This is a genomic window from Vibrio sp. YIC-376 (assembly GCF_052353105.1).
Classification (GTDB): Bacteria; Pseudomonadota; Gammaproteobacteria; order Enterobacterales; family Vibrionaceae; genus Vibrio.
Genome location: NZ_JBBWFK010000006.1, coordinates 1 through 23,291 on the forward strand (window position 1 = coordinate 1; position 23,291 = coordinate 23,291).

The window sequence follows — 23,291 nt, forward strand, 5'->3', positions numbered from 1 at the left end:
CACCCGTCCGCCGCTCGCCGCCCAACAAATCCCCCGAAGGTTCAATGTTGTCGCTGCCGCTCGACTTGCATGTGTTAGGCCTGCCGCCAGCGTTCAATCTGAGCCATGATCAAACTCTTCAATTTAAGATTTTGTCGGCTCAATGAATACTGAACATTACATAAGTAATGTTTGAATTGACTGTGCTCCTTATTGGTTTTTACTTTTGAAAAAGTAAAACAAAACAGCTCAAGGCTGCTTTCCAATTTGGAATGGTCACTTCGTATCATTGAAACCTAATTTGAAACCGAAGTTTCTAATTGGATTATCATCAACGAGTGCCCACACAGATTGATAGGTTTATATTGTTAAAGAGCTTTCGATTCAGACTTGAGCCACTTGCCCACTCAAATCGGACGGCCTAAGATTTTGTCGGCTCAATGAATACTGAACATTACATAAGTAATGTTTGAATTGACTGTGCTCCTTATTGGTTTTTACTTTTGAAAAAGTAAAACAAAACAGCTCAAGGCTGCTTTCCAATTTGGAATGGTCACTTCGTATCATTGAAACCTAATTTGAAACCGAAGTTTCTAATTGGATTATCATCAACGAGTGCCCACACAGATTGATAGGTTTATATTGTTAAAGAGCTTTCGATTCAGACTTGAGCCACTTGCCCACTCAAATCGGACGGCCATTTTAGCGAGATAACTTCTGGTGTCAAACACTTTTTTCAGTTATTTCTCTGTGAGTTATGTTTTAACTCAACCGTCTTGTTATCTGGCATCACTTTGCGAGACAACGGAGACGAATTATAGGGAGAAAAATCGACTTGGCAAGGGGAAATCAGTCTAAAAAAGGCATTTTTAGACTGAACGTTTAAATAACCATCAATCTGGAGGTTCTATAGACGAAATGACAAGATTATGACTCTAAAATAGCAACACGCCGCTTGAGTTCAGCGATGGATTTTCTCACTTCCTCTACTAAATAGCTGTACTGATCGTCATGTTGTTGCTGATAAGCAATACGACCATTTACAAAACTTAATTTAACAGATGCAGGTTCACCACACATAAGTGGAGCCATAAGTGAAGAGTGGCAACCCGACAAGCGAGGCTGATTTAAATCATAGAGAACGAGATCCGCAGCGAAACCTTCTTTAATTTCCCCGACTTTATTTAGACCTAACAGATCAGCCCCACCTTTACTGCCCCATTTGAGGACTTCTTCCAGTGATGTTGCGTCAGGTCCATTTTGCGCTCTATGTATTAGCCAAGTCAGATTCAACTCTTGCAACATCGAACCGGACTCAGCAGATGCTGACCCATCAACGCCTATAGAAATTGGCATGCCCGCTTTTGCCATATCAATGACAGGAGCAATACCACTCCCCAAACGACAGTTAGATGTTGGACAATGTGCGATGCCCGTTTTTGATTCTGCCAATAACTGTATATCTTTTTCACTCGCCTGAACCAGATGCGCAAACCACACATCCTCACCTAGCCAATCACAGCTTTGAGCAAACTCAACCGCACTCATACCGTACTTCGCTAATGTTTGTTCATTATCAAAATCCACCTCTAAAAGGTGAGAGTGCATTTTTAACTTTTGACTTCTTGCATATTCAGCCGTCAACTTAAGGTCGCTAGGTGCTGCTGAATGAGCAATGGTGGTTGGTGCGACCACCAGCTTGCGCATCGCATTCCCACCTTCCTGATGATAACGACTACGAGTATGTTCCAGACGTGAAATCATCTGCTCTGCGGATTCAGGTATGACTCCTGCCTTCGCTAAGCCTTTGTGTGTCCCCTTAATGGTCGCGCCTCCTCGACACAGCACTAAACGGATTCCCATTTCATCGGCCGCTTGCCAAAGTACATCTTCTAACTCTTGGCTTGAGTTCGCATGATAAAGGTAATGATGGTCAGCACATGTTGTTGCTCCAGAACGAAGCAACTCATAGAAGCCTAGCTTTGCAGCAGAATACATAATCTCTGGTGTAATTTGAGGCCAATAACGATAAGGAACACTTGCCAGCCAGTCACCCAAGCCATGATTTATGCCGGCAGGTATCCCCTTTAATATAGATTGAGCAATATGGTGGTGAGTATTAACAAATCCTGGGTAGATGACACAATTTGTAGCATCTACCAGCTTTTCCATTTCATTCGGAAGTAAGTTATGCCCCAGTTCAGTGATAACGCCGTTTTGAATTCGAATATCTTGTACATCCAATTTAGAAGTAAACACACTATCGGCATTTTTAATTAAGTAGTTCATGTAAATTTCCTTTTTAATGAACAATCGTTATCTCGTCTTTGTTGAGATAACTAAGGTCGATGGACCTTTGAGCAATGTCCCAGAGATTCAACTCTTAACCGCTTCTACTCAATTAACATATAGAGGATGTGGAATAAGCACTCCCCCGCCTCATTTTGTATACAACGCAATAACTACACCATATTAATAGTATTTATCTATCTACGTTTGACATCTACAAGATGCACTAAAATGTAACTTTCACAACCAATACGCACAAACATGGTGCAAAAAACTCACACACTACTGCAACTTAAATACTAATTGTATACAAAACAGACTCTGGTACTAATCCCTCAGATGCAAGGTTAATCATAAGTTAACCGCAAGTTACATACAATCAGTTAACTCTTTGTCGTTGTATGGCACATTGTTTGCCAAATGTTAACTAAAAGCGTGGGTAGAAGCGGTTAGATACAAGCAATTAAAGGTATCGGGACATTGCTCATAGTTAACCTCTATAGATCCGTGACCAACAATAAGGTCACGCCTATAGAGACAGTGAAAAGGAAGACACGGAGTAACTATGAAAAATATTTCTAAATTGAACAAACTTGCCCTTTCGTTATCTTTGCTATGCGCTTCAGGAAGTAGCCTTGCAGCAGATAAAGTGACTTTCCAGCTTGATTGGTTACCTGGAGGAGATGAAGCCCCCGTATTTGTTGGGGTTCAACAAGGATTCTTTGCCGAAGAGGATCTGGATGTAACTATACTTGGCGGCAAAGGCTCAACGGATGCGATTACCAAAGTAGCGACAGGCACAGCAGATATTGGTTATGCTGACATTGTTGCTCTAATGGTCGCGAAAGCGAATGATAATGTGCCAGTAAAAGCGATTTACTCCCTCTTTAATAAAGCACCTTATGCTTTTTTTGTACTAGATGATTCCGGAGTCAAGTCAGTTAAAGATGTCTCAGGAAAAACCATCGTCACTTCTCCATTCACTTCTGCAAACGTTTTTCTGCCAATTATGCTAAAGAAAAATGGCATCGATGAAAACAGTGTAAAAGTCCTTAAAGCGGATCCAGGCGCACTCAATCCAATGCTGATCACTGGACAATCAGATGTGATGATTTCCTGGATGACAGATCGTGTTAAAAATACGGAGCAAGCCGAACAAGCAGGTAAAAAGCTGAATGTATTGCCATGGTATGACGCTGGTCTTGAGTTCTATTCAGCATCTGTCATCGCCAGCGACAAATTCATGTCAGAAAACCCAGATGTGGTTAAAAGGTTCGTTAAAGCTTACGTAAAGGCGGTTGAATACACTTGGGCACATCCTGAAGAAAGCGGTACAGCCATTCACAAAATGGTGCCAGATGTCGATGCAAATCAAGCAAGCGATACCATCAAATCCATTCGTAGTCTGGTGATGAATGAAGTATCGGAAAGAGACGGCGTAGGCGTATTTACTCCTGCTCGATTAAATGAAACATGGAAATGGACAGCGGAAGCGCAAGGTCTTGATCTTGGCAAGTTCGATCCGGAAACCGCGATTTCTCGTCAATTTTACCAAGAGGTGAACTGATGCAACCATTTGTTTCGTTTAAGAATATATGGCACACCTATGACTCTGACAAACATTCGGTTACGGTTCTCAACGATGTCAACTTCAATGTAAATAAGCATGAATTTGTTGCCATCGTTGGACCTTCAGGTTGCGGCAAGTCTACCTTGCTGCGCCTACTGTCAGGTCTTATATTGCCAACCCAAGGTGAGATTTCAGTTTTTGGTCAGCCAGTAACTAAGCCAAGAGAAGATATCGGTATTGTGTTTCAAAAACCGACCTTATTGCCTTGGAAAAACATTCTCGACAATGTTCTGTTTCCATTGAAACACAAGTTCAACTACGTCGCTAAGAAAGAACAACAGCATGCACAAGAGCTGTTAGATATGGTCGGACTATCAGGTTATGAATCAAGTATGCCCCATCAGTTGTCCGGCGGTATGCAGCAACGTGTTGGTATAGCAAGAGCCTTACTACTCAATCCAGATATTTTGATCATGGATGAACCTTTTTCTGCACTTGACGCTTTGACACGTGAAGAGATGGGGTTCGAGTTACAGAAGATCTGGATGGAAAAACCAAAAACTGTTTTGTTCATTACTCATTCCATCTCTGAAGCGGTACTGCTCGCTGATAAAGTGTTAGTAATGGGACCTCGTCCGAGTACGGTATTAGAGGAAATCAATATCGATTTGCCTCGCCCTAGAAACATTCACACACTTCAGGATCCGACATTTGGTTCGTATACCAATAAAATACGCGAATACTTTTATCGCTTCGAGAAACAGAGTTATACCGAGAGCAGCGAGCACAATAACGTTGAACCAATACGTAAAACGGTCGCTTAATAGAAATTGTCTAAAGGAATAGATATGAAACGGTATTTATCACAATGGTCGCAGAACTGGCTTCCACTTGTCGCAATATTGACGTTGATTCCGATTTGGGAAGCGACTTGTCGAGTCTTTTCTGTACCTTCTTTCATTTTGCCTGCACCATCAGATATTGCACTGGCTTTCAGCCAAGTTCCTCTTGAACGATGGTTAGATAACTTGTGGGCGACTTTACGTATTGCGCTACTCGGCTTTGGAGTTTCTTTTTTAATCAGTATTCCTTTGGCCATCATGATGGTGAACTCGAAGTTTCTTACTAAAGCGCTTTTTCCAATATTAGTCGTCATCCAGTCAACACCTGTCGTGGCAATCGCGCCACTATTGATCGTTATTTTGGGAACGGATGATGCACCTCGTTTAACGATTACCTGCCTGATCACATTCTTCCCTCTTGTGGTATCGGCGACAACAGGCATGCTGGCAACCCCGCCAGAACTGATTGAACTGTCCCGTTCTTTAAGCGTGAAAAACAGCAAAACGATTTGGCAAATTCGTCTACCTTACGCCATACCTCATATTTTCAGTGGTGTAAAAGTAGCGATCACTTTAGCCGTAATCGGTTCCGTAATTGCAGAGTTCGTCGCAGCGGAAAAAGGCTTAGGCTATTTGGTTCAATTCTCAACTTCGTATTTCAAGATCCCACAAGCGTTTGCCGCACTCGTGTTCTTGTCTCTTGTCAGCATGTTGCTCTTTAAAGCGGTAAGTTGGGTGCAACGTTCTTGCTTCTCCTGGAGCCTGACCGAAGAAGAAAAACAAAGGTAGCCCGGCGTTGAATAAACACACTGTTCGAGATGAATAGCTCTCCCGTTTAGCACGGGAGTGATTCACCTCTCTTAATAACCACTCGGAGTAGAAGCGGTCTGCAATAGCAAGATATTTTGGTTCTTGAGCTATTGCTGGACATTGCTCCAATAACAAGCACTTACTTAATTGTTAATTGGAGAAAGCAATAATGACTCAATCCTACCTTTTAGATGAACTTAACTTTGAAACAACGATTGGTGGACTCGGATTAGTATCAAATGATACGGCGATCCCTTTGATCAACTTACATGATTTTGATAACCGTCGTGACGAGATCACACAACAACTCTGGGAGGCCGCCACCCAAGTCGGTTTTTTTCAGCTCGTTGATCACGGGATCAGTTTAGCTGACATTGAAAAATCCTTTGAGCTTAGTGAGAGATTCTTTTCACTACCGATGGAAACTAAGCAAAAGTTCCCATTGAAAGAAGGCTTAAACGCAGGTTGGGAATTTAAACAACAAGTTCGTCCATCGACAGGAACAGCGGACCAAAAAGAGTCCTATCAAATTACTCTGCCTCACATGGATGATTTATGGCCGAGTAATGATGTGGTCAAGAGTTTTGAATCGCACCTGTTGTCTTTCGAGTATCAAGCTTGGCAACTCGGTATGAAGATTCTGTCTTGCTTTGCCGACAAGCTTGGCTTTGAACGCGACTTTTTCACTAAAGCACACCAAAGAGATTCAGAAAACTACCTGAGCACTTTGCGTATGTTGCACTACCTGCCAATGAAAGAAGTGCCAGAAACAGGCACATTTTGGCGTGCTGGTGCGCACACCGATTTTGATTGCTTAACGATGGTATTCCAGCAGGAAAATCAAGGTGGTTTGCAAGTTGCGGCAGGGAAAGACGCAAAAGAAAACTTAGTTTGGAGTACAGTGGAACCCAAAGCTGGTGTGATCACTTGTAATATCGGTGACATGCTCATGCGTTGGAGTGATGACATATTTAAATCTACTCTGCACCGCGTGCGCATGCCAACCCCGGAAGAGAACCAAGACTCTCGTTATAGCATGGCGTTTTTCTGCCAAGCGAACCGAGACCAGGTCATTCAGGGGCCTCTAAAAGTTTATGATCCAATCACTGCTGAAGACTATTTGAAGATGCGCATTAATGCGAACTTCTCTTAATCGTAGATTCCTGGTAACTGAGGTTACGTGACGAGCCCTCGTGACCTTAATTTAGGAAAAGAAAAAGCCATGCAGATTGATGCATGGCTTTTTTATCTTTATTGACTGGCGAAGATGTTACTATCTTTAACACCCAGTTTGATAGGCTTTCCTGGTAAAAACTGCCCGGAAAGAATCGACTTCGCTAATGGGTTTTCAACATAATGTTGAATAGCACGTTTCAACGGACGTGCACCATATACAGGGTCAAAGCCAACCTGAGCAATCAACTCTAACGCCTCTTCATCGATTTCTAGGTCGTAGTCTTTTTCAGACAGACGTTTATGCAGACGCTCCAACTGAATTGACGCAATCGACTTAATATGCTCTTTACCAAGTGGGTGGAATACCACTGTTTCATCAACTCGGTTCAAGAACTCAGGACGGAAGTGTTTGCTGACCACGTCCATGACTTCATTCTTAATGCCTTGATAATCCAGCCTTGCGAAGTTTTCCTGAATTCGTGACGAGCCTAAGTTTGAAGTCATGATCACCACCGTGTTACGGAAATCAACCGTACGACCTTGACCGTCAGTCAGACGTCCATCATCAAGTACTTGGAGCAGTATGTTAAACACATCCGGGTGCGCTTTCTCAACCTCATCCAATAGAATCACAGAATAAGGTTTACGACGAACCGCTTCTGTCAGATAGCCGCCCTCTTCGTAACCAACATAACCAGGAGGCGCACCAACCAGTCTCGCTACGGAGTGTTTCTCCATAAACTCTGACATATCAATACGCACCATCGCGTCTTCACTATCAAACATGAAGTTTGCCAGTGTCTTACACAGCTCGGTTTTACCCACACCGGTTGGACCTAAGAACAAGAACGAGCCAATTGGTCGGTTTGGATCCGACAGGCCTGCTCGGCTACGGCGAATCGCATTCGCAACCACTTCAACCGCTTCTACCTGCCCGATAACACGTTGATGCAAAACATCTTCCATGCGCAGCAGCTTCTCTTTCTCTGCTTCGAGCATCTTAGATACCGGAATGCCAGTTTGTTTGGACAGTACTTCTGCAATTTCATTGTCGGTAACTTTGTTACGCAACAGCGTCATTTCTTGCATTTCAGCTTGAGCAGCCAGATCCAATTGTTTTTCCAGCTCAGGTATACGGCCATATTGCAACTCAGACATCCGGTTTAAATCACCAGCACGTCGGGCGAATTCCATATCCATTCGCGCTTGCTCAAGTTCTGATTTAATGTGCTGTGTACCTGATAGAGCCGCTTTTTCAGCATTCCAAACTTCTTCTAGCTCAGCGTATTCGCGCTCTTTTACGTTCAGCTCTTCATTTAAGGTGATCAGACGCTTTTCACTGGCTTCATCATGCTCGTTACTTAACGCCTGCTGTTCAATCTTTAATTGAATGATTTTACGCTCTAACTTATCCAAAGCTTCCGGCTTAGAGTCCATTTGCAGACGAATACTTGATGCTGCTTCGTCAACTAAGTCGATAGCTTTATCCGGCAACTGGCGGTCGGAAATATATCGATGTGACAAACTTGCTGCCGCAACGATAGCTGGGTCAGTAATTTCAACATGATGATGTAGCTCGTAACGCTCTTTAAGACCACGTAAAATCGCGACAGTATCTTCAACCGTTGGCTCGTCTACCAATACTTTCTGGAAGCGACGCTCTAAGGCCGCATCTTTTTCGATATACTTACGGTATTCATCCAATGTTGTCGCACCAACACAGTGAAGTTCACCACGAGCCAACGCTGGTTTCAGCATGTTACCTGCGTCCATGGAACCTTCACCTTTACCAGCACCAACCATGGTATGCAGCTCATCAATAAACAGAATGATATTGCCTTCTTCTTTGGCCAATTCATTCAATACTGATTTCAAGCGCTCTTCGAATTCACCACGGTATTTGGCACCAGCAACCAACGCCCCCATATCTAAGGCGAGGACTCGACGCCCACGCAAGCCTTCAGGCACTTCATTATTGATAATACGTTGCGCCAGACCTTCAACGATCGCCGTTTTACCAACACCAGGCTCACCAATGATAACCGGGTTATTTTTAGTGCGTCGTTGCAAAACTTGAATCGTACGACGAATTTCATCATCGCGACCGATCACTGGATCCAACTTACCCTGCTCTGCTCTTTCGGTAAGGTCTATGGTGAACTTTTCCAGAGCCTGACGAAGCTCTTCTGCATTCGGATCATCAACCTTTTGACCACCTCTGATCTTTTCGATCGCCTGGCTAACTTTTTTCTCAGTTAACCCCACATCTTTCAGCAACTGACCAAGAGGGCCTCGATCTTCAAGTGCGGCTAGGAGGAATACTTCTGACGAGATGTAAGAGTCTTGGCGCTTTTGAGCAACTTTGTCACACAGATTGAACAAAGTACCCATAGAACCAGAAAGCTGCACATCACCACCAATGCCGCTCACTTTTGGTAATCGATCAAGCATTTCGCCCAGCTTAGATCGTAGATGAGTTACGTCTACGTCCAGCATAGTCAGCAATGGACGAATTGGACTGCCATTTTGATCCAGCAAAGCCACCATCAGGTGAACTGGCTCGATATATTGATGATCGCGCCCTAACGCCAGTGATTGAGCATCAGAGATAGCGATTTGAAACTTACTTGTGAATCTATCAAGACGCATATCTACCTTCCTAACCTTATATAAGAGAATACTAATTACAGTAGAAAGATGGATACTCAGTAGGGGAATTTCAAGGGAGGATGTAAATAAATATAAACAGTGATGCAAACTCATGGCTATGCATCACTACTTTTAATGACTGGTTAAAATCTAATCTTCTAGCCAGATGAAGGTCGCTTGACGCCCGGTCACCCCATCACGGCGATAAGAGTAAAAATCCTGCTGGTTTTGGTAGGTACATAGACCCGAATCAAAAACTTGAGTAACTCCAGCTTTATTAAGACGCTGCGTCGCAAGTTTTGACATATCAGCAAACCATTTGCCTTTAATATCTCGCGGGGTAAATGCTTGTTCAGCCTGGGAATCGAAGTCAACAAAGGCTTGCAGAACATCCTCGCCAACTTCAAATGCCTGAGGACCGATAGCCGGCCCTAGCCACGCCATGACGTCGCCAGAAAACATCGCCAATGCGTTTTCAACGATGCCATTTGACAAACCGCGCCAACCAGCATGGACCGCCGCTACCTGTGTACCTTGCGTATTGGTAAATATCACCGGCAAGCAATCGGCAGTCATCGCAGAACACACGATATTTCGAGAACGGGTAAACACACCATCGGCATCAAGCACATGAGACGTAGGCTCCGAGACTTGTGTGACAATCGTCGAATGAGTCTGATTAAGCCAAATTGGCACACTTGGCATTTCAGCTTGCTGCACCAACCAATCTCGGTTCTTTTCTACCAAAGACAAATCGTCCCCAACATGAGCTCCGACATTCAGTCCGTGATATAAACCCGTCGAAAAGCCTCCCACTCGTGTGGAAGCAAACGCTTTGACATTTTTAGGCGCTGGCCAGTTAGGGACAATGATCTTCATCTTAGAACTCGTCAGGTAAACCGTGTTCTTCGGTATCTTTACGTAATGCTTCAGTAATTGCCACCATATCATCTGGCACTGGAGCATGGAACTCCAGTTCTTCACCAGTGATTGGGTGTTCAAAACGCAACATAACAGCGTGTAGAGCCTGACGATCAAAGCCACGGATCATATCGGTTAGTTCTTGCGAAGCACCAGATGGGATACGAGCACGACCGCCGTACGCAGTATCACCCAGCAGTGGGTGCTGCAAGTAAGACATATGCACACGAATCTGGTGAGTACGGCCAGTTTCCAGACGCAGACGGATACGAGTATGCTCACGGAAATGCTCCGCCACACGGTAGTGTGTCACGGCTGGCTTACCCATTGGGCTTACTGCCATCAGGGTACGTTTTGTTGAGTGGCGAGCGATTGGTTTATCCACTTTGCCACCAGCTGTCATACGACCGATCGCAATCGCCTCGTACTCACGAGTGATATTACGTTTTTGCAGAGCACGAACTAAACGAGTTTGCGCTGGTACCGTTTTCGCTACCACCATCAGACCAGTAGTGTCTTTATCCAGACGGTGAACAATACCGGCACGAGGCACTTCCGCAATATCCGGGAAATGGAATAGCAGTGCGTTAAGCACAGTGCCATCCGGGGTACCTGCACCTGGGTGTACGACAAAATCACGAGGCTTATTGATTACGATGATGTCATCATCTTCGTAGACGATATCTAACGGGATATCCTGCGCTTCCCAGCGTTCTTCATCTTCCAGCTCGGCTTGCAATGTAATTTCCTCACCACCCATTACTTTGGTGCGAGGTTTGGTGACAACTTCACCATTCACTTGAACTTTCCCCTCAAGAAGCCAATCTTTCAGGCGAGAGCGAGAGAAGTCAGCGAATAATTCTGCGATAGCTTGGTCTAAACGTTGACCTAACTGGCTATCTTTTACGGTATTTGTTAATACTATCTGCTGAGCCATATCGAACTTTTTTAAAAACTGTGAGACTAATGCTCACGACTGTGGAAAAATAGACTATTACGTCATTGTATCTGTTACTGGAAAGAAAGTAACGGCAGCTTAAGAAATATTTAGATTCAAGGAACAGACTCCTGATATGAAACGTCAGACTTTAACAGGCCTTTTAGCGGTATCCCTTCTGTTTGGATGTGCAAGCAAAGAAGAAATCGTTCCTGATGTGCCACCTTCGGAACTGTATGCAGACGCGCAAACTTCGCTTCAAACTGGTAACTGGCTAACCGCCATTGAAAAACTAGAAGCATTAGATTCACGTTACCCATTTGGCGCCTACTCAGAACAGGTACAACTTGACCTAATTTATGCGTACTACAAAAACGACGACTTAGCCCTTGGTCTCGCAACTATCTCTCGTTTTATGCGCTTAAACCCAACACATGAAAAAATGGACTGGGTACTGTACATGCGCGGCCTGACCCATATGGCGCAAGACCGTAACTTTATGCACGACCTGTTTAACATCGACCGTAGTGACCGAGATCCTGAGCCAGTTAAACAAGCCTTTGATGACTTCAAAAAGCTACTGCAGCGCTACCCAAACAGCCACTATGCTGAAGACGCTCAAAAACGCATGATTGCTTTGAAAAACCGTCTGGCTAATTATGATTTAGCGACCGCAGACTTCTACTTACGCCGTGAAGCATGGATTGCGGCAATTAACCGTAGTCAAGAATTGCAAAAGACTTTCCCTGACACAGACGCTGCACGTAAATCACTTGAAATACAGTTAGAAGCATACAAACAGCTTGGTCTAGAAGATTCAATTGCAAGAACAGAAGAGCTAATTAGACTTAATCCAACCAACTAAGCCTAAGACAACTCGAACGATTAACCGCCACAGCCTCATGCTGTGGCGTTTTGTTTTCCCTGTCAAAACCGCTCTCCACACACTAACTTGATGCTTTTTTGAGCACAATATATGCTTAAAGCTCTCCCAACATTAACCTGGACGTGAACGTGGCAATTTCTAAGCTATTGGCAATATTACTGATTCTGTTGTCAGCATCCGTTTACGCATTGCAAATTTCACCGTTAAAACAACCGCCATATACTGGTGACCTGGACGTTATTAAAGAAAAAAACTTACTGCGTGTACTTGTTTCTGCTGACTTAGGGTTTTACTACATTGAAGGTGGTACCCCCAAAGGGATCGGCGCTGAACTGTTGGCTCACTTCGAGAAAGATTTACGCAAAGTGACACCTAAACTTAACATTCAGATTATTCCTGTATCGCGAGACCAATTGATTCCTTCCTTAAATAAAGGGCTCGGTGATTTAGTGGTCGCGAATCTCACCATTACCGATAGCCGTAAAGCGAAAGTCGATTTTAGTTCACCAATAATCTCTGGGATCGAGGAGTGGATCGTTACAAACAAAAATACACCAGCTATTACGAAGATAGAGCAACTGAGTGGAAAAGAAATATGGGTCAGAGCAAGCTCCAGTTATTTTGAGAGCATCCAGACTCTTAATAAAAACCTGACTAAGAAAGGACTGCCACCCGTTATTGTCCACTTCGTGGAAGAAAACCTGCAAGATTACGAACTGGTCGGCATGCTAAATAGCGGCTATGTCAAAGCCACTGTGCTGGATAGCCATAAAGCGACGCTGTGGCTAAACGTGATGGATGATATTCGAGTACATAAAAAAGTCCCACTACGCAAAAGCGGTAAAATTGGTTGGGCGATGCGTAAAGACAGTCCGCAACTCAAAGCCGTAGTCAACAAGTTCATCAAGAAATCACGCTCAGGAACTTTGCTCGGTAACGTCATTTACGGCAAGTACATTGACAATACCAGGTGGCTCGATAAAGCACTCAATCCAAAAAAGATGGCCCAATTAGAAAAACTGTCGGCGTTATTTTCACGCTATGGGGAGAAATACGACATCGACTACCTACTGATAGCGGCAATCGCTTACAAAGAATCAGGATTTAATAACAATTTAGTTGGCAGGAGCGGTGCTGTCGGCATTATGCAAATCCTACCCAGTACCGCACGTGACCCTAATATCAACATCCAAAATGTTCGGCAATTAGAAAACAACGTTCATGCGGGTGTGAAGTATTTGGCGTTTTTACGCCGTCAGTACTTTAGTGATAAAGCCATTACCGCTGAAAACAAACTTTATTTTACCTTAGCTGCCTATAATGCGGGGCCAGGGAATGTAGAAAGAATTCGTAAGCTTGCTGCCAGACAAGGTTATAACCCAAATGTTTGGTTCAACAATGTCGAAGTGGTGATGAAAAAGAACTTAAACTCGACTGCCGGGTACGTAACCACTATCAATCGTTACTACATCATATACAAACAACTAGAACATCTCGACCGAGCCAAAACGGTCGAGAATGTTTCACTGATCCCGGACGATCCTGTTTTTATGATCCCCTTAAATAAAATGACTCACGAACCAGAAACAACAAAGCCGCTTATCAACTAAGCGGCTAGTCTGAATTCTCTCTGACCGAAATCTAGCGTGACAAACATCACACCTTTTAGTCAGTTAAATTTTGATCACTCTAAATTCCAGGCTGTACAACGTCCCTAAAAACGGGGATGTTTTCAGCTGAGTACTCTACCCAATCTAATGATTTGCTAACCGATAACAAGCAATTTAACAATAAATCTCAGCAGTTCTTGAGTAAGATCACATTCATTTTCCATTGTAAAAACCTCGACTAGAATGGTGATGTATATCACATTTTTTTATCCCTAAAGCAGTAATCTGAACTTAACCCATGAGGGATGCAACAGAGGAAAAGCACTTATGACAATGAATATCACTGGCAAAAACATCGAAATCACCTCTGCAATCCGTGCTCATATTGAGAGCAAATTTAAAAAACTGGAGAAATGGCAAGTCGACCTAATTGGATGCCAAGCAACGTTCAGTGAGGAACCAAATAAACAGAAAAAATTTGAAGCGATTATCACGGTTCCAAAAGGCCAACTCATCGCGTCAGCAACTCACGACGATCTATACATCGCGATCAATGAAGTGGAGCAAAAACTAGAACGACAACTTAATAAGCTGACCCACAAACCTGATGCTCGCCGTGCTAACAAGCCAGAGCTTATAGCTGAAGAAGAGTAAATCGACCAGATTGAGGAAGTAGCGCCGAAAGGCGCTATTTTTTTGCTTGACGCTCCCCGCTGGCTTGCTTATTGTGTTTGAGCATCCATAAATTGAGTAATATCCATGCATTTAACCCCTCTGTTTATTTTTGACTTCTTTTTCCTTCCATAGTTGGAGGGGCTCGATCGTTTGTGAAAGAAAAGTCAAAAACAAACAGAAAGCCTCCCAAAAAGGGAGGCTTTTTTATAAGGAAAGAATTGATGACTGACCAACCCATTTCTCTGGAAGAGATTCGTTTGCGCTTAAATGAGCTTGATGATGAGTTACTTAGCCTGTTGTCTGAACGCCGTAAACTCAGCATTGAAGTAGCCAAAAGCAAAGTACAAACCTCAAAGCCTGTTCGAGATGCAGCTCGTGAACAACAGTTATTGGTGAAGCTGATTTCTAATGGTCGCGATAAATATGATCTAGACGCTCAGTACATCACCAAACTTTTCCATACCATTATTGAAGACTCTGTCTTGCTGCAACAAAGTTATCTGCAGAATTTGGTTAATCCACAGCAAAGTCGCAAACCACTGGCCCGTGTTGCTTTCCTTGGGGCAAAAGGCTCTTACTCACATCTGGCAAGCCGTGAATATTTCAGCCGTAAGAATACCGAGTTGATTGAACTAAACTGCGAGCACTTTAGAGAAGTCACTCAGACCGTCGAATCAGGTCATGCAGATTACGGTGTACTACCGATTGAAAATACAAGTTCAGGCTCAATCAACGAAGTTTATGACTTACTACAGCGCACCACGCTTTACATCGTTGGTGAGCTAACACAGCCAATTGAACATTGCTTGGTAGCGACGAAAGACATTCGTCTTGAAGACATCAAAACGCTTTACTCGCATCCTCAGCCACATCAACAATGCAGTGAATTCCTGAGCCGCATGAAGGGCGTAAAACTGGAATCTTGTGCAAGCACGGCAGATGCAATGCAAAAAGTACAAGAGCTCAATCGCGATGACGTTGCTGCTATTGGTAACGCATCGAGTGGTAAGCTGTATGGCCTGCAGGCGATCCAGGGCAACATTGCGAACCAAACAGAAAACCACACTCGCTTTATCGTTGTGGCTCGTAAGCCAGTTGAAGTCTCCACGCAAATTCCAGCTAAAACCACGCTGATCATGTCGACCTCTCAGGAAGCTGGTTCTCTGGTTGAAACACTTCTGGTTTTGCAACGCTACGGCATCAATATGACCAAGCTAGAATCTCGTCCAATCATGGGCAATCCGTGGGAAGAAATGTTCTATGTAGACTTAGAATCTCACCTGGATTCAGAAGAGATGCAACAGGCTTTACAAGAGCTGACAAAGATCACTAAGCATTTGAAAGTTCTAGGTTGCTACCCTAGCGAAAACATAAAACCAACCCAAGTAAAATTGAGTTAATAGACATCGGTGAGCGAAAAGATCATGGCAACCCAAAAAGTCGTAATAGCTTCTTTAAACCCGGCAAAAATCAAGGCGGTTGAGAGTGCATTTCAAAGTGCATTCCCTAGCCAAAAGTTTAATTTTGCTGGCGTTAGTGTACCGAGTGGAGTTGCGGATCAACCAATGAGCAATGAAGAAACACGCTTAGGTGCGTTGAATCGGGTGAGTAACGCTAAGGTAGAAATACTAGACGGCGACTTTTACGTTGGTTTAGAGGCAGGGATAGAAGGCAATGTGACCTTTGCCTGGATGGTGATCGAATCTGATACCCATCGAGGGGAATCTCGCTCGGCAAGTTTGATGCTACCACCAGAGGTATTGGCTCAGCTGGAACATGCCAATGAACTGGGTGATGTCATGGATCAAGTATTCGGCACTGAAAATATTAAACAGAAAGGCGGCGCAATTAGTTTGTTAACCCAAAACCAACTGACACGCAGCTCGGTTTACCATCAAGCACTGATTCTGGCTTTGATTCCTTTCACTAACTCAGAACATTTCCCGGCGAATCTCTAGCGCTAAATTGATGACATTAAAAAGGGCGGAATCTCCGCCCTTTTGTTTTTCTTCTTTATCTTACTGAGCAACTGGCTCTAACAATGCCTTGAGCTGATCTTTTTCTGCATCCGTTTTAGACTTCAACTCATTTGAACCACGAGTGATAGTAGCAATGCCCACTCCCAACATCTGGCTGATCTGACGTTGAGACAGCTCGCCTTTTAGAAGTTCATTAAGAATATTAACTCGGGCAATTAATGCATCTCTTTCATCTGGCGTCATCAGCATAGTCAACAACATTTCGTGCTGTTGGTTATCTGCACTTGCCCGGATCAGCTCTACAATCTGCTGCCAGTCTTTGTACTCGGGTTCATGTGACATCAATTTACCTCACTCAATACTTGGTTTTGATCTCATGTTGATTCAAGAACGCGCCATCGATACCCAAAAGATCGCGATAGTAGGTTTCAAACATCAAAATGTTCTGCACATAACCACGAGTCTCTTTAAATGGAATGGCCTCAATAAAGGCATAAGCATCCACTTTTCCCTGGGTGCGCTCTCGCCACGTTTTCACTCTGTTAGGGCCAGCATTATAAGCAGCTAGAGCAAAAATACGATTATTATCGTAATCCTCTAGTAAACCTTGCAGGTAATGGCTACCAATTTCGATGTTTTTGCCGACGTTATATAAATCTTCAGTACCTTGGTAACTGAGCTTATATTTGCGTGCAGTATATTTGGCAGTCTCTGGCATGATCTGCATAATACCTCTTGCACCCACTGGCGAACGAGCTTGCACATCCAGCGCACTCTCCTGTCTTGCCAATGACATCATTGTCACTGGATCAATATCATGCTTTTTCGCATAGAAGTTAAACCACCAGTGATGTGCGACGGGGAACCTTAGTTCAATATTGTCCCACATCTGTGCTTGAATACTCGCGGTGACCGTCAAGTTGTGCCAATTTTTGGAAGACGCATATGCCGCAAGCATGGCCTTTTCATCTTTATTTGTACGCCCCAGCAGATATGCCCACTCGCTTTTAGCAGCAGCAATCTTATCGGTAGCGATGAGCTCCTCGATACGCGCCAAAGGTTCGTGATATGGCTGAATCACTTTATTATCCAGTTTTATTCTATGAGTTGGATAATTTATCGACTGACCAATCGCATTTGCTGCTGCAACACTATAGAAGTCGCGTTGACCAACCAAAGTAGCCAAACGCTTCTTGCCCGCGACCTCATTACCTAATGCGATTTCGCTACGTCCAAGCCAATATTGCCAACGCAGTGTGGCTTGCTCCTCTTTATTAAGAACGGCAATCCACTCTTGCACACCTTTCCAGTCTGCATTTTGTATAGCAAGACGAACACGTGTTTCTATCAATGGGATATCTTGACTGGTTTTAGTGATGTCATCTCGCCATTTAGCCAGACTAGCGGACTCAGTGCGGGTCAAGCGAAATGCAATATAATCTGCAAGTGATTGTGCTTTTTCCGCAGAGAATTTCTGCCCTTTAACTACCGGAGCATACGCTTTTTGCGCCTGGTTGATATCCATGCGTGCCAACTTCTCTAATGCATACTTACTTTGGGTGCGATTAAAATCATTAGCTGGCTTTTTCTGTGCAAAATCAGCCACTGTTGCTGGCTTATCAAAAAGTGCCTTCATATCTTTGGCTTGTTGCTTAGCCTTTGCTGATTTAGGTAGCTTTTGTAGATAACTCATCAGGCCGTCGTTGCGGGCATCAAACGCCAGCAACATCCGCTGCAAGATCAAATCGTCGGTTCGTTCACCTGCGTTATCCCAAGCGGCAAATAATGGGTCACACTCGCCCGCAATGCTGGCTCCACTTAACCACATATCTTCCGCACCTTTAAACGCAGCGACTTGCTTACCCTGCTTGAGTTGAGCGTAGTAAAAAATACACTGATAACGCTCACCACTCGGAATCACTTTTTGAAATTCAGTAATAGCCTTCCAGTCTTTCTGCCTGTATAGGTGATCAAGGTATGGTGCCCTGACTCGACGAGAGAAAGGATACGACTCGTACTCAGAAATAAAGTCGTTCACTTGTGTGAGTGACTTGCTGGGTAACTGCCGTAAAAAAGTACGGTAGTCTACATAAGGTGTGAGTGGATAATCTGAGATTTTTGGGCGAATCGCTAAGTATCCGTTGATATCGTTCTTATCCAATAAATTTTGAGCCTGCTCATAAACTTCGCGCTGCTTTTCTAAGCTGAGCGCAGCGTTTACTGTCAGACTGACCGCACACAAAGCGGCAGCACAGCAAACGCTTTTAGCCAATTCCGTAACGTTGAATTTCATTTGTATTAATTTCCCCGGACATATACCGCCTCAAAACCTAGTTATCTTAGAGTTTATGTATCAAAGGCACTTTGAACATATGCATATATTTACACAAAACACTGATGCCTATGTAAAGTAAAATGATGTATTAAAATTTATACTCGTGAACCTTTACAGCAATGAGGACAAGATGTTCAAAACTGGTAAAGAAAACCTTTCTTTACTAATAGCGAATAACAAAAGTGTATACCGTAACCGTGTAAGTTTCCGGTCAGCTAAAAATAAGAAATCTCATTGCGAGGGAAATTCTTGCATTGCGGTAACAAATATCCACAAATGAATCCTGCATCTTGAAGTCATTTGGGTATATCAGGCAGTTGGTATAAAATACCGGGTTTAAATGACAGTTAATTTAGGAACGATCGGCAATGGCTGAATACGTATATACCATGTCGCGGGTGAGCAAGATTGTGCCACCTAAGCGTCAAATTCTTAAAGACATCTCTCTAAGCTTCTTCCCTGGTGCGAAAATCGGTGTTTTAGGTCTGAACGGTGCGGGTAAATCTACTCTGCTACGTATCATGGCCGGTATCGACACGGATATCGATGGCGAAGCGCGTCCACAACCAGGACTCAATGTTGGCTACCTTCCTCAAGAACCTGTACTTGATGAATCAAAAACCGTTCGTGAGATCGTAGAAGAAGCCGTATCAGACGTAGCAGGTGCACTGAAGCGTCTAGATGAGGTATATGCAGCTTACGCAGAACCAGATGCAGATTTTGATGCTCTGGCAAAAGAGCAAGGCGAGCTTGAAGCGCTGATTCAAGCTAAAGATGGCCACAATCTGGATAATGCGCTAGAGCGCGCTGCGGATGCACTACGTCTTCCAGAATGGGACCAAAAGATTGCACACCTATCAGGTGGTGAGCGCCGCCGTGTTGCTATCTGTCGCCTTCTACTAGAGAAGCCAGACATGCTTCTGCTGGACGAACCAACTAACCACTTGGATGCTGAGTCTGTTGCATGGCTGGAACGCTTCCTGGTTGATTACTCAGGTACCGTTGTTGCGATTACCCACGACCGCTACTTCCTGGATAACGCTGCGGGTTGGATTCTTGAGCTTGACCGTGGTGAAGGTATCCCATGGGAAGGTAACTACACCTCTTGGTTAGAGCAGAAAGATGCGCGTCTACAACAAGAAGCGTCTCAAGAGAAAGCTCGCCAGAAAACTATCGAGAAAGAACTGGAATGGGTTCGTCAGAATCCTAAAGGTCGTCAGGCGAAGTCTAAAGCGCGTATGGCTCGTTTTGAAGAACTACAAAACACAGACCACCAGAAACGTAACGAGACTAACGAACTATTTATTCCGCCAGGTGAACGCCTGGGCGATAAGGTTATTGAAGTGAATAACCTGACTAAATCATTCGACGGCCGCGTACTGATCGACAACCTGTCATTCAGCATCCCTAAAGGTGCTATCGTTGGTATCATCGGTGCGAACGGTGCAGGTAAATCAACGCTATTTAAGATGCTAAGCGGCACAGAACAACCAGATTCGGGCACAATCGAACTTGGTGAGACAGTGAAACTGGCGTCTGTTGAGCAGTTCCGTGATTCAATGAACGATAAGAACACGGTGTTCAAAGAGATCTCTGAAGGTGCTGATATCATTAAGATCAACAACTTCGAACTCCCGGCACGTGCATACTGTTCACGTTTCAACTTCAAAGGTTCTGATCAACAGAAAGTGATTGGTGAGCTGTCTGGTGGTGAGCGTAACCGTGTACATCTTGCAAAACTGCTTAAAGCGGGCGGCAACGTACTGCTACTCGACGAACCAACCAACGACCTTGATGTTGAAACACTGCGTGCATTAGAAGAAGCGCTTCTGGAATTCCCGGGCTGTGCAATGGTGATCTCGCACGACCGTTGGTTCCTGGACCGTATTGCAACGCACATCATCGACTACCGTGATGAAGGTCAGGTTAACTTCTACGAAGGTAACTACACCGAATACATGGAGTGGTTGAAGAAGACTCTTGGCCCTGACGCCGCAGAGCCTCACCGTATCAAATACAAGCGTATTGCTAAGTAAGTCTGATTGTAATCTGCACAAAGGCCGCTATGATAGCGGCCTTTCTTTTTTATAGAAGAATATGACTTGTTCTGACACTACTCTGCAGCGAATTCGACAATTCCAGACAAAAATCGAACACTTTTTATTCTTTTTGATATATTATTCAACTTGTTCTAATACTTGGCATGAAAAATAATATAACGGAGAGATGACGTTATTCACGAGCTGTCAGCTCACTCCAATGCAAGTAGAACGACGTAATTAGGCTAACGCTCATAGAAAGCCATAAGCAAATTAAAACAATTTTCAGAATTGAATATGAGCAGTAACGAACTCCTGAATCGAGGGTCAAAACATCATTCGGATTTAGGAGAGAAATAATCAATGCCTATTTAAGTGACAATAACTATGTCTAAAAAAATCACTATTCAGATCCCGACACAAAACGGAGATCAACACTTTTATTTTGGCCGCACTTCGGTCATTACACTATTAGCTTCAGTCATCGCATTACCTGCTGTATTCGGTGGTGCTTGGCTCATGACTCAGCAGCAACGCTATGATCAAGATGAGACCATCGCTAAGTTAGAGAGCGAGAAAAACGAAATCACCGCTCTTTACGAAGAGCAGCTTGATACCAATCACTCGCTATCTCAAGCACTTACCGACAAGAGCAATCAAATCCAGCTGTTAGGAAAACGTGTATTTGATGTTGAGTCCGTTCTTGGTCTGGCAGACGAAGAACTGATGCTCGATGAAAACAATTTAGCGCTAGAAGAAAGGATCGACGCCGCGGCGATAGATTCTGCCGTTCGTGCAACCATGTTTCGTCTAATACCCAATGACAGTCCGATTACTTATCAGCGTATTTCTTCCCCTTATGGCAGCCGGATTAACCCTATATCAGGAAAAAGGCACGTTCATACCGGTATCGATTTAACCTGTAAGAGCGGTGAGGAAGTATTAGCCCCTGCAGATGGCGTCGTGGAGACGGTTCGCCCGGGTAGCTCAGGTTATGGCAACTACCTTACGTTACGTCATTCGTTTGGTTTTATGAGCTCTTTCGCTCACTTGCAGCACTTCAATGTGAAAAGCGGCCAATTCGTCAGTAAAGGTGATGTTATCGCTCAATGCGGGAACTCCGGTAGCTCAACAGGCCCGCACCTACATTACGAAGTACATTTCCTTGGCAGAGCAATGAACCCTCAGCATTTGATGGATTGGACACCAGAAAACTTCAATTATGTATTTGAAAAAGAGAACAGAGTTAAATGGGGACCATTGGTCCAGTTGATTGATAACGTCGTTCGCCTGCAAATCAATTTAACCAACTCACCTTACCGTGATACCAGTATTAACACCGTATCCAGTGAAGATAACGACGAAACTGCGGTTAACTGATTTTTCAGAAAGCATAAAAAGAAAAGAGCAGCCAAAGCTGCTCTTTTCTTTTTATATCAATCGATTAACCACGGTGAATATTATCATTTGCTTGCTTAAGCAAGTTTTGGCTCTCATTCATAAATTGTTGAGAGTACTTGCCGAACCAATCGCTGACCTGTCTGAAGCTCGCCACGAATTTGGCTTTATCTTTACTATCGAGAATCGCAACGACATCACCTAAGCGCTGATGGAAGCGCTTGATCATATCAATGTTCTCCTGCGACGAGAAAATGATATCGCCGTACAGGTTCGGATCCTGACCAAACAGTCGGCCAACCATCGCCAATTCAAGACGGTAGATTGGAGAACTCAATTTCAACAGTTGCTCAATATTCGGGTTTTCTTTACTCAAGTGCATGCCGTAAGCAAATGACGTAAAGTGGCGCAGTGCCTGAATTAGCGTCATTCCATGGTCATGTTCTTCAGCATCAATTTGACACAAGCTTGCACCCCAAATGGCAAATTGTTGTAACAGCCATTGGTAGTGCTCATTACCGCGGCCGTCACAGTAAACGATAACTTGCTTAGCAAGACTTGGAACATCAGGGCCAAACATTGGGTGCAGACCGACAACCGGACCAGAGTGCACCTTAAGCATCGCTTGCAGTGGCTTCGACTTGATCGACGTTAAGTCGCACAAAATACAATCTTCCGGAAGGTTACCAAGCTTCTCGATAACCCCTTCCGTCAGATGAATCGGCACAGTAACGACCACTAAACCCGCATTGTCTAAGATCTCATCAGCTCGATCCCAGTCTTTACTGCCCAGTACTTTGACCTGGTAGCCGGACAATTTGAACATACGCCCAAACAGACCGCCCAGCTGACCATTACCACCAATAATCACGACTGAACGCAATTCTGGGTTCAAACACTTAAAACCGGAATCTTTCTCACTGGCATAAGACTCACGCATGGTACGACGAAGAATGTCTTCAATCAGCTGTGGAGGTACACCCATTTTTTCAGCTTCAGCTCGACGAGAGGCTAACATTGCCGCCTCTCGATCAGGGGCATAAATTGGCAAACCGTGTTCGCTTTTTACTTCCCCCACTTTTTCTACCAGCGCTAAACGCTGAGACAAAAGCTCCAACATTTGTTTGTCGACTGCATCAATCTGATCGCGTAATGCGTTAAGTTCAACTGCCATTGATGTTCCTTAAATAAGTTCC

General features: G+C 44.0%; 18 protein-coding genes, 1 rRNA gene and 1 other annotated feature. Of the genes, 11 read left to right on the forward strand and 8 right to left on the reverse strand.

Annotated elements, in window-relative coordinates:
* Positions 1–125, reverse strand: a 16S ribosomal RNA gene (locus WJM94_RS12420); the annotation flags it as partial.
* A 781-nt stretch (positions 126–906) separates the two neighbouring features.
* Positions 907–2,268: an amidohydrolase family protein gene (locus WJM94_RS12425; protein WP_444494530.1), complete on the reverse strand. Its 1,362-nt coding sequence runs from the start codon at positions 2,266–2,268 to the stop codon at positions 907–909.
* Between the two features lie 565 nt (positions 2,269–2,833).
* Here WJM94_RS12425 and WJM94_RS12430 point away from each other — a divergent pair.
* The 4 genes from WJM94_RS12430 (at position 2,834) to WJM94_RS12445 (ending at position 6,643) form a co-directional block, all read left to right on the forward strand.
* Positions 2,834–3,835 carry an ABC transporter substrate-binding protein gene (locus WJM94_RS12430; RefSeq protein WP_444494531.1) on the forward strand — a complete coding sequence of 334 codons (1,002 nt, stop codon included), beginning with the start codon at positions 2,834–2,836 and terminating at the stop codon, positions 3,833–3,835.
* Entirely contained in the window at positions 3,835–4,662 is an 828-nt protein-coding gene (locus WJM94_RS12435; RefSeq protein ID WP_444494532.1) for an ABC transporter ATP-binding protein, read from the forward strand. The genes WJM94_RS12430 and WJM94_RS12435 overlap by 1 nt, the downstream gene beginning before the upstream one ends.
* Before the next feature lie 24 nt (positions 4,663–4,686).
* Positions 4,687–5,469, forward strand: a complete 783-nt coding sequence (locus WJM94_RS12440) for an ABC transporter permease (RefSeq protein ID WP_444494533.1) — start codon at positions 4,687–4,689, stop codon at positions 5,467–5,469.
* A gap of 190 nt (positions 5,470–5,659) precedes the next feature.
* Positions 5,660–6,643 (forward strand): isopenicillin N synthase family dioxygenase, encoded by a 984-nt coding sequence (locus WJM94_RS12445; RefSeq protein WP_444494534.1) that lies wholly within the window; start codon positions 5,660–5,662, stop codon positions 6,641–6,643.
* Between the two features lie 98 nt (positions 6,644–6,741).
* On the opposite strand, the gene clpB is transcribed toward WJM94_RS12445, so the two are convergent.
* The 3 genes from clpB to rluD form a co-directional block, all read right to left on the reverse strand.
* Positions 6,742–9,315, reverse strand: a complete 2,574-nt coding sequence (clpB, locus tag WJM94_RS12450) for an ATP-dependent chaperone ClpB (protein ID WP_444494535.1) — start codon at positions 9,313–9,315, stop codon at positions 6,742–6,744.
* Between the two features lie 150 nt (positions 9,316–9,465).
* On the reverse strand, positions 9,466–10,194 hold the full coding sequence (gene pgeF, locus WJM94_RS12455) for a peptidoglycan editing factor PgeF (RefSeq protein WP_444494536.1): 729 nt from the start codon (positions 10,192–10,194) through the stop codon (positions 9,466–9,468).
* Position 10,195: 1 nt separating this feature from the next.
* Positions 10,196–11,173 carry a 23S rRNA pseudouridine(1911/1915/1917) synthase RluD gene (gene rluD, locus WJM94_RS12460; RefSeq protein WP_444494537.1) on the reverse strand — a complete coding sequence of 326 codons (978 nt, stop codon included), beginning with the start codon at positions 11,171–11,173 and terminating at the stop codon, positions 10,196–10,198.
* A 136-nt stretch (positions 11,174–11,309) separates the two neighbouring features.
* Between rluD and WJM94_RS12465 the strand changes: the two genes are divergently transcribed.
* The 5 genes from WJM94_RS12465 to yjjX all read left to right on the forward strand — a co-directional run bounded on the left by WJM94_RS12465 (position 11,310) and on the right by yjjX (position 16,302).
* Positions 11,310–12,038, forward strand: coding sequence for an outer membrane protein assembly factor BamD (locus tag WJM94_RS12465; protein ID WP_444494538.1), 729 nt, complete (start codon positions 11,310–11,312; stop codon positions 12,036–12,038).
* Positions 12,039–12,187: 149 nt separating this feature from the next.
* Positions 12,188–13,669 carry a transglycosylase SLT domain-containing protein gene (locus tag WJM94_RS12470; protein WP_444494539.1) on the forward strand — a complete coding sequence of 494 codons (1,482 nt, stop codon included), beginning with the start codon at positions 12,188–12,190 and terminating at the stop codon, positions 13,667–13,669.
* A gap of 327 nt (positions 13,670–13,996) precedes the next feature.
* Entirely contained in the window at positions 13,997–14,323 is a 327-nt protein-coding gene (gene hpf, locus WJM94_RS12475) for a ribosome hibernation-promoting factor, HPF/YfiA family (RefSeq protein ID WP_444494540.1), read from the forward strand.
* Between the two features lie 108 nt (positions 14,324–14,431).
* Positions 14,432–14,553: a sequence feature (Phe leader region), on the forward strand.
* A gap of 12 nt (positions 14,554–14,565) precedes the next feature.
* Positions 14,566–15,744, forward strand: a complete 1,179-nt coding sequence (pheA, locus tag WJM94_RS12480; protein ID WP_444494541.1) for a prephenate dehydratase — start codon at positions 14,566–14,568, stop codon at positions 15,742–15,744.
* A gap of 24 nt (positions 15,745–15,768) precedes the next feature.
* Positions 15,769–16,302 carry an inosine/xanthosine triphosphatase gene (gene yjjX, locus WJM94_RS12485; protein WP_444494542.1) on the forward strand — a complete coding sequence of 178 codons (534 nt, stop codon included), beginning with the start codon at positions 15,769–15,771 and terminating at the stop codon, positions 16,300–16,302.
* Positions 16,303–16,362: 60 nt separating this feature from the next.
* Here the strand turns inward: yjjX and trpR are convergent, their stop codons facing one another.
* Positions 16,363–16,665, reverse strand: coding sequence for a trp operon repressor (gene trpR / locus WJM94_RS12490; RefSeq protein ID WP_444494543.1), 303 nt, complete (start codon positions 16,663–16,665; stop codon positions 16,363–16,365).
* Between the two features lie 13 nt (positions 16,666–16,678).
* Positions 16,679–18,616 carry a murein transglycosylase gene (gene sltY, locus WJM94_RS12495; protein ID WP_444494544.1) on the reverse strand — a complete coding sequence of 646 codons (1,938 nt, stop codon included), beginning with the start codon at positions 18,614–18,616 and terminating at the stop codon, positions 16,679–16,681.
* A gap of 410 nt (positions 18,617–19,026) precedes the next feature.
* Between sltY and ettA the strand changes: the two genes are divergently transcribed.
* Positions 19,027–20,694, forward strand: a complete 1,668-nt coding sequence (gene ettA, locus WJM94_RS12500) for an energy-dependent translational throttle protein EttA (protein WP_444494545.1) — start codon at positions 19,027–19,029, stop codon at positions 20,692–20,694.
* A 390-nt stretch (positions 20,695–21,084) separates the two neighbouring features.
* Positions 21,085–22,077, forward strand: a complete 993-nt coding sequence (locus WJM94_RS12505; protein ID WP_444494546.1) for a peptidoglycan DD-metalloendopeptidase family protein — start codon at positions 21,085–21,087, stop codon at positions 22,075–22,077.
* Positions 22,078–22,141: 64 nt separating this feature from the next.
* Here the strand turns inward: WJM94_RS12505 and tyrA are convergent, their stop codons facing one another.
* Complete coding sequence (gene tyrA, locus WJM94_RS12510; protein ID WP_444494547.1) at positions 22,142–23,269, reverse strand: bifunctional chorismate mutase/prephenate dehydrogenase; 1,128 nt, start codon at positions 23,267–23,269, stop codon at positions 22,142–22,144.
* Positions 23,270–23,291: the final 22 nt, after the last annotated feature.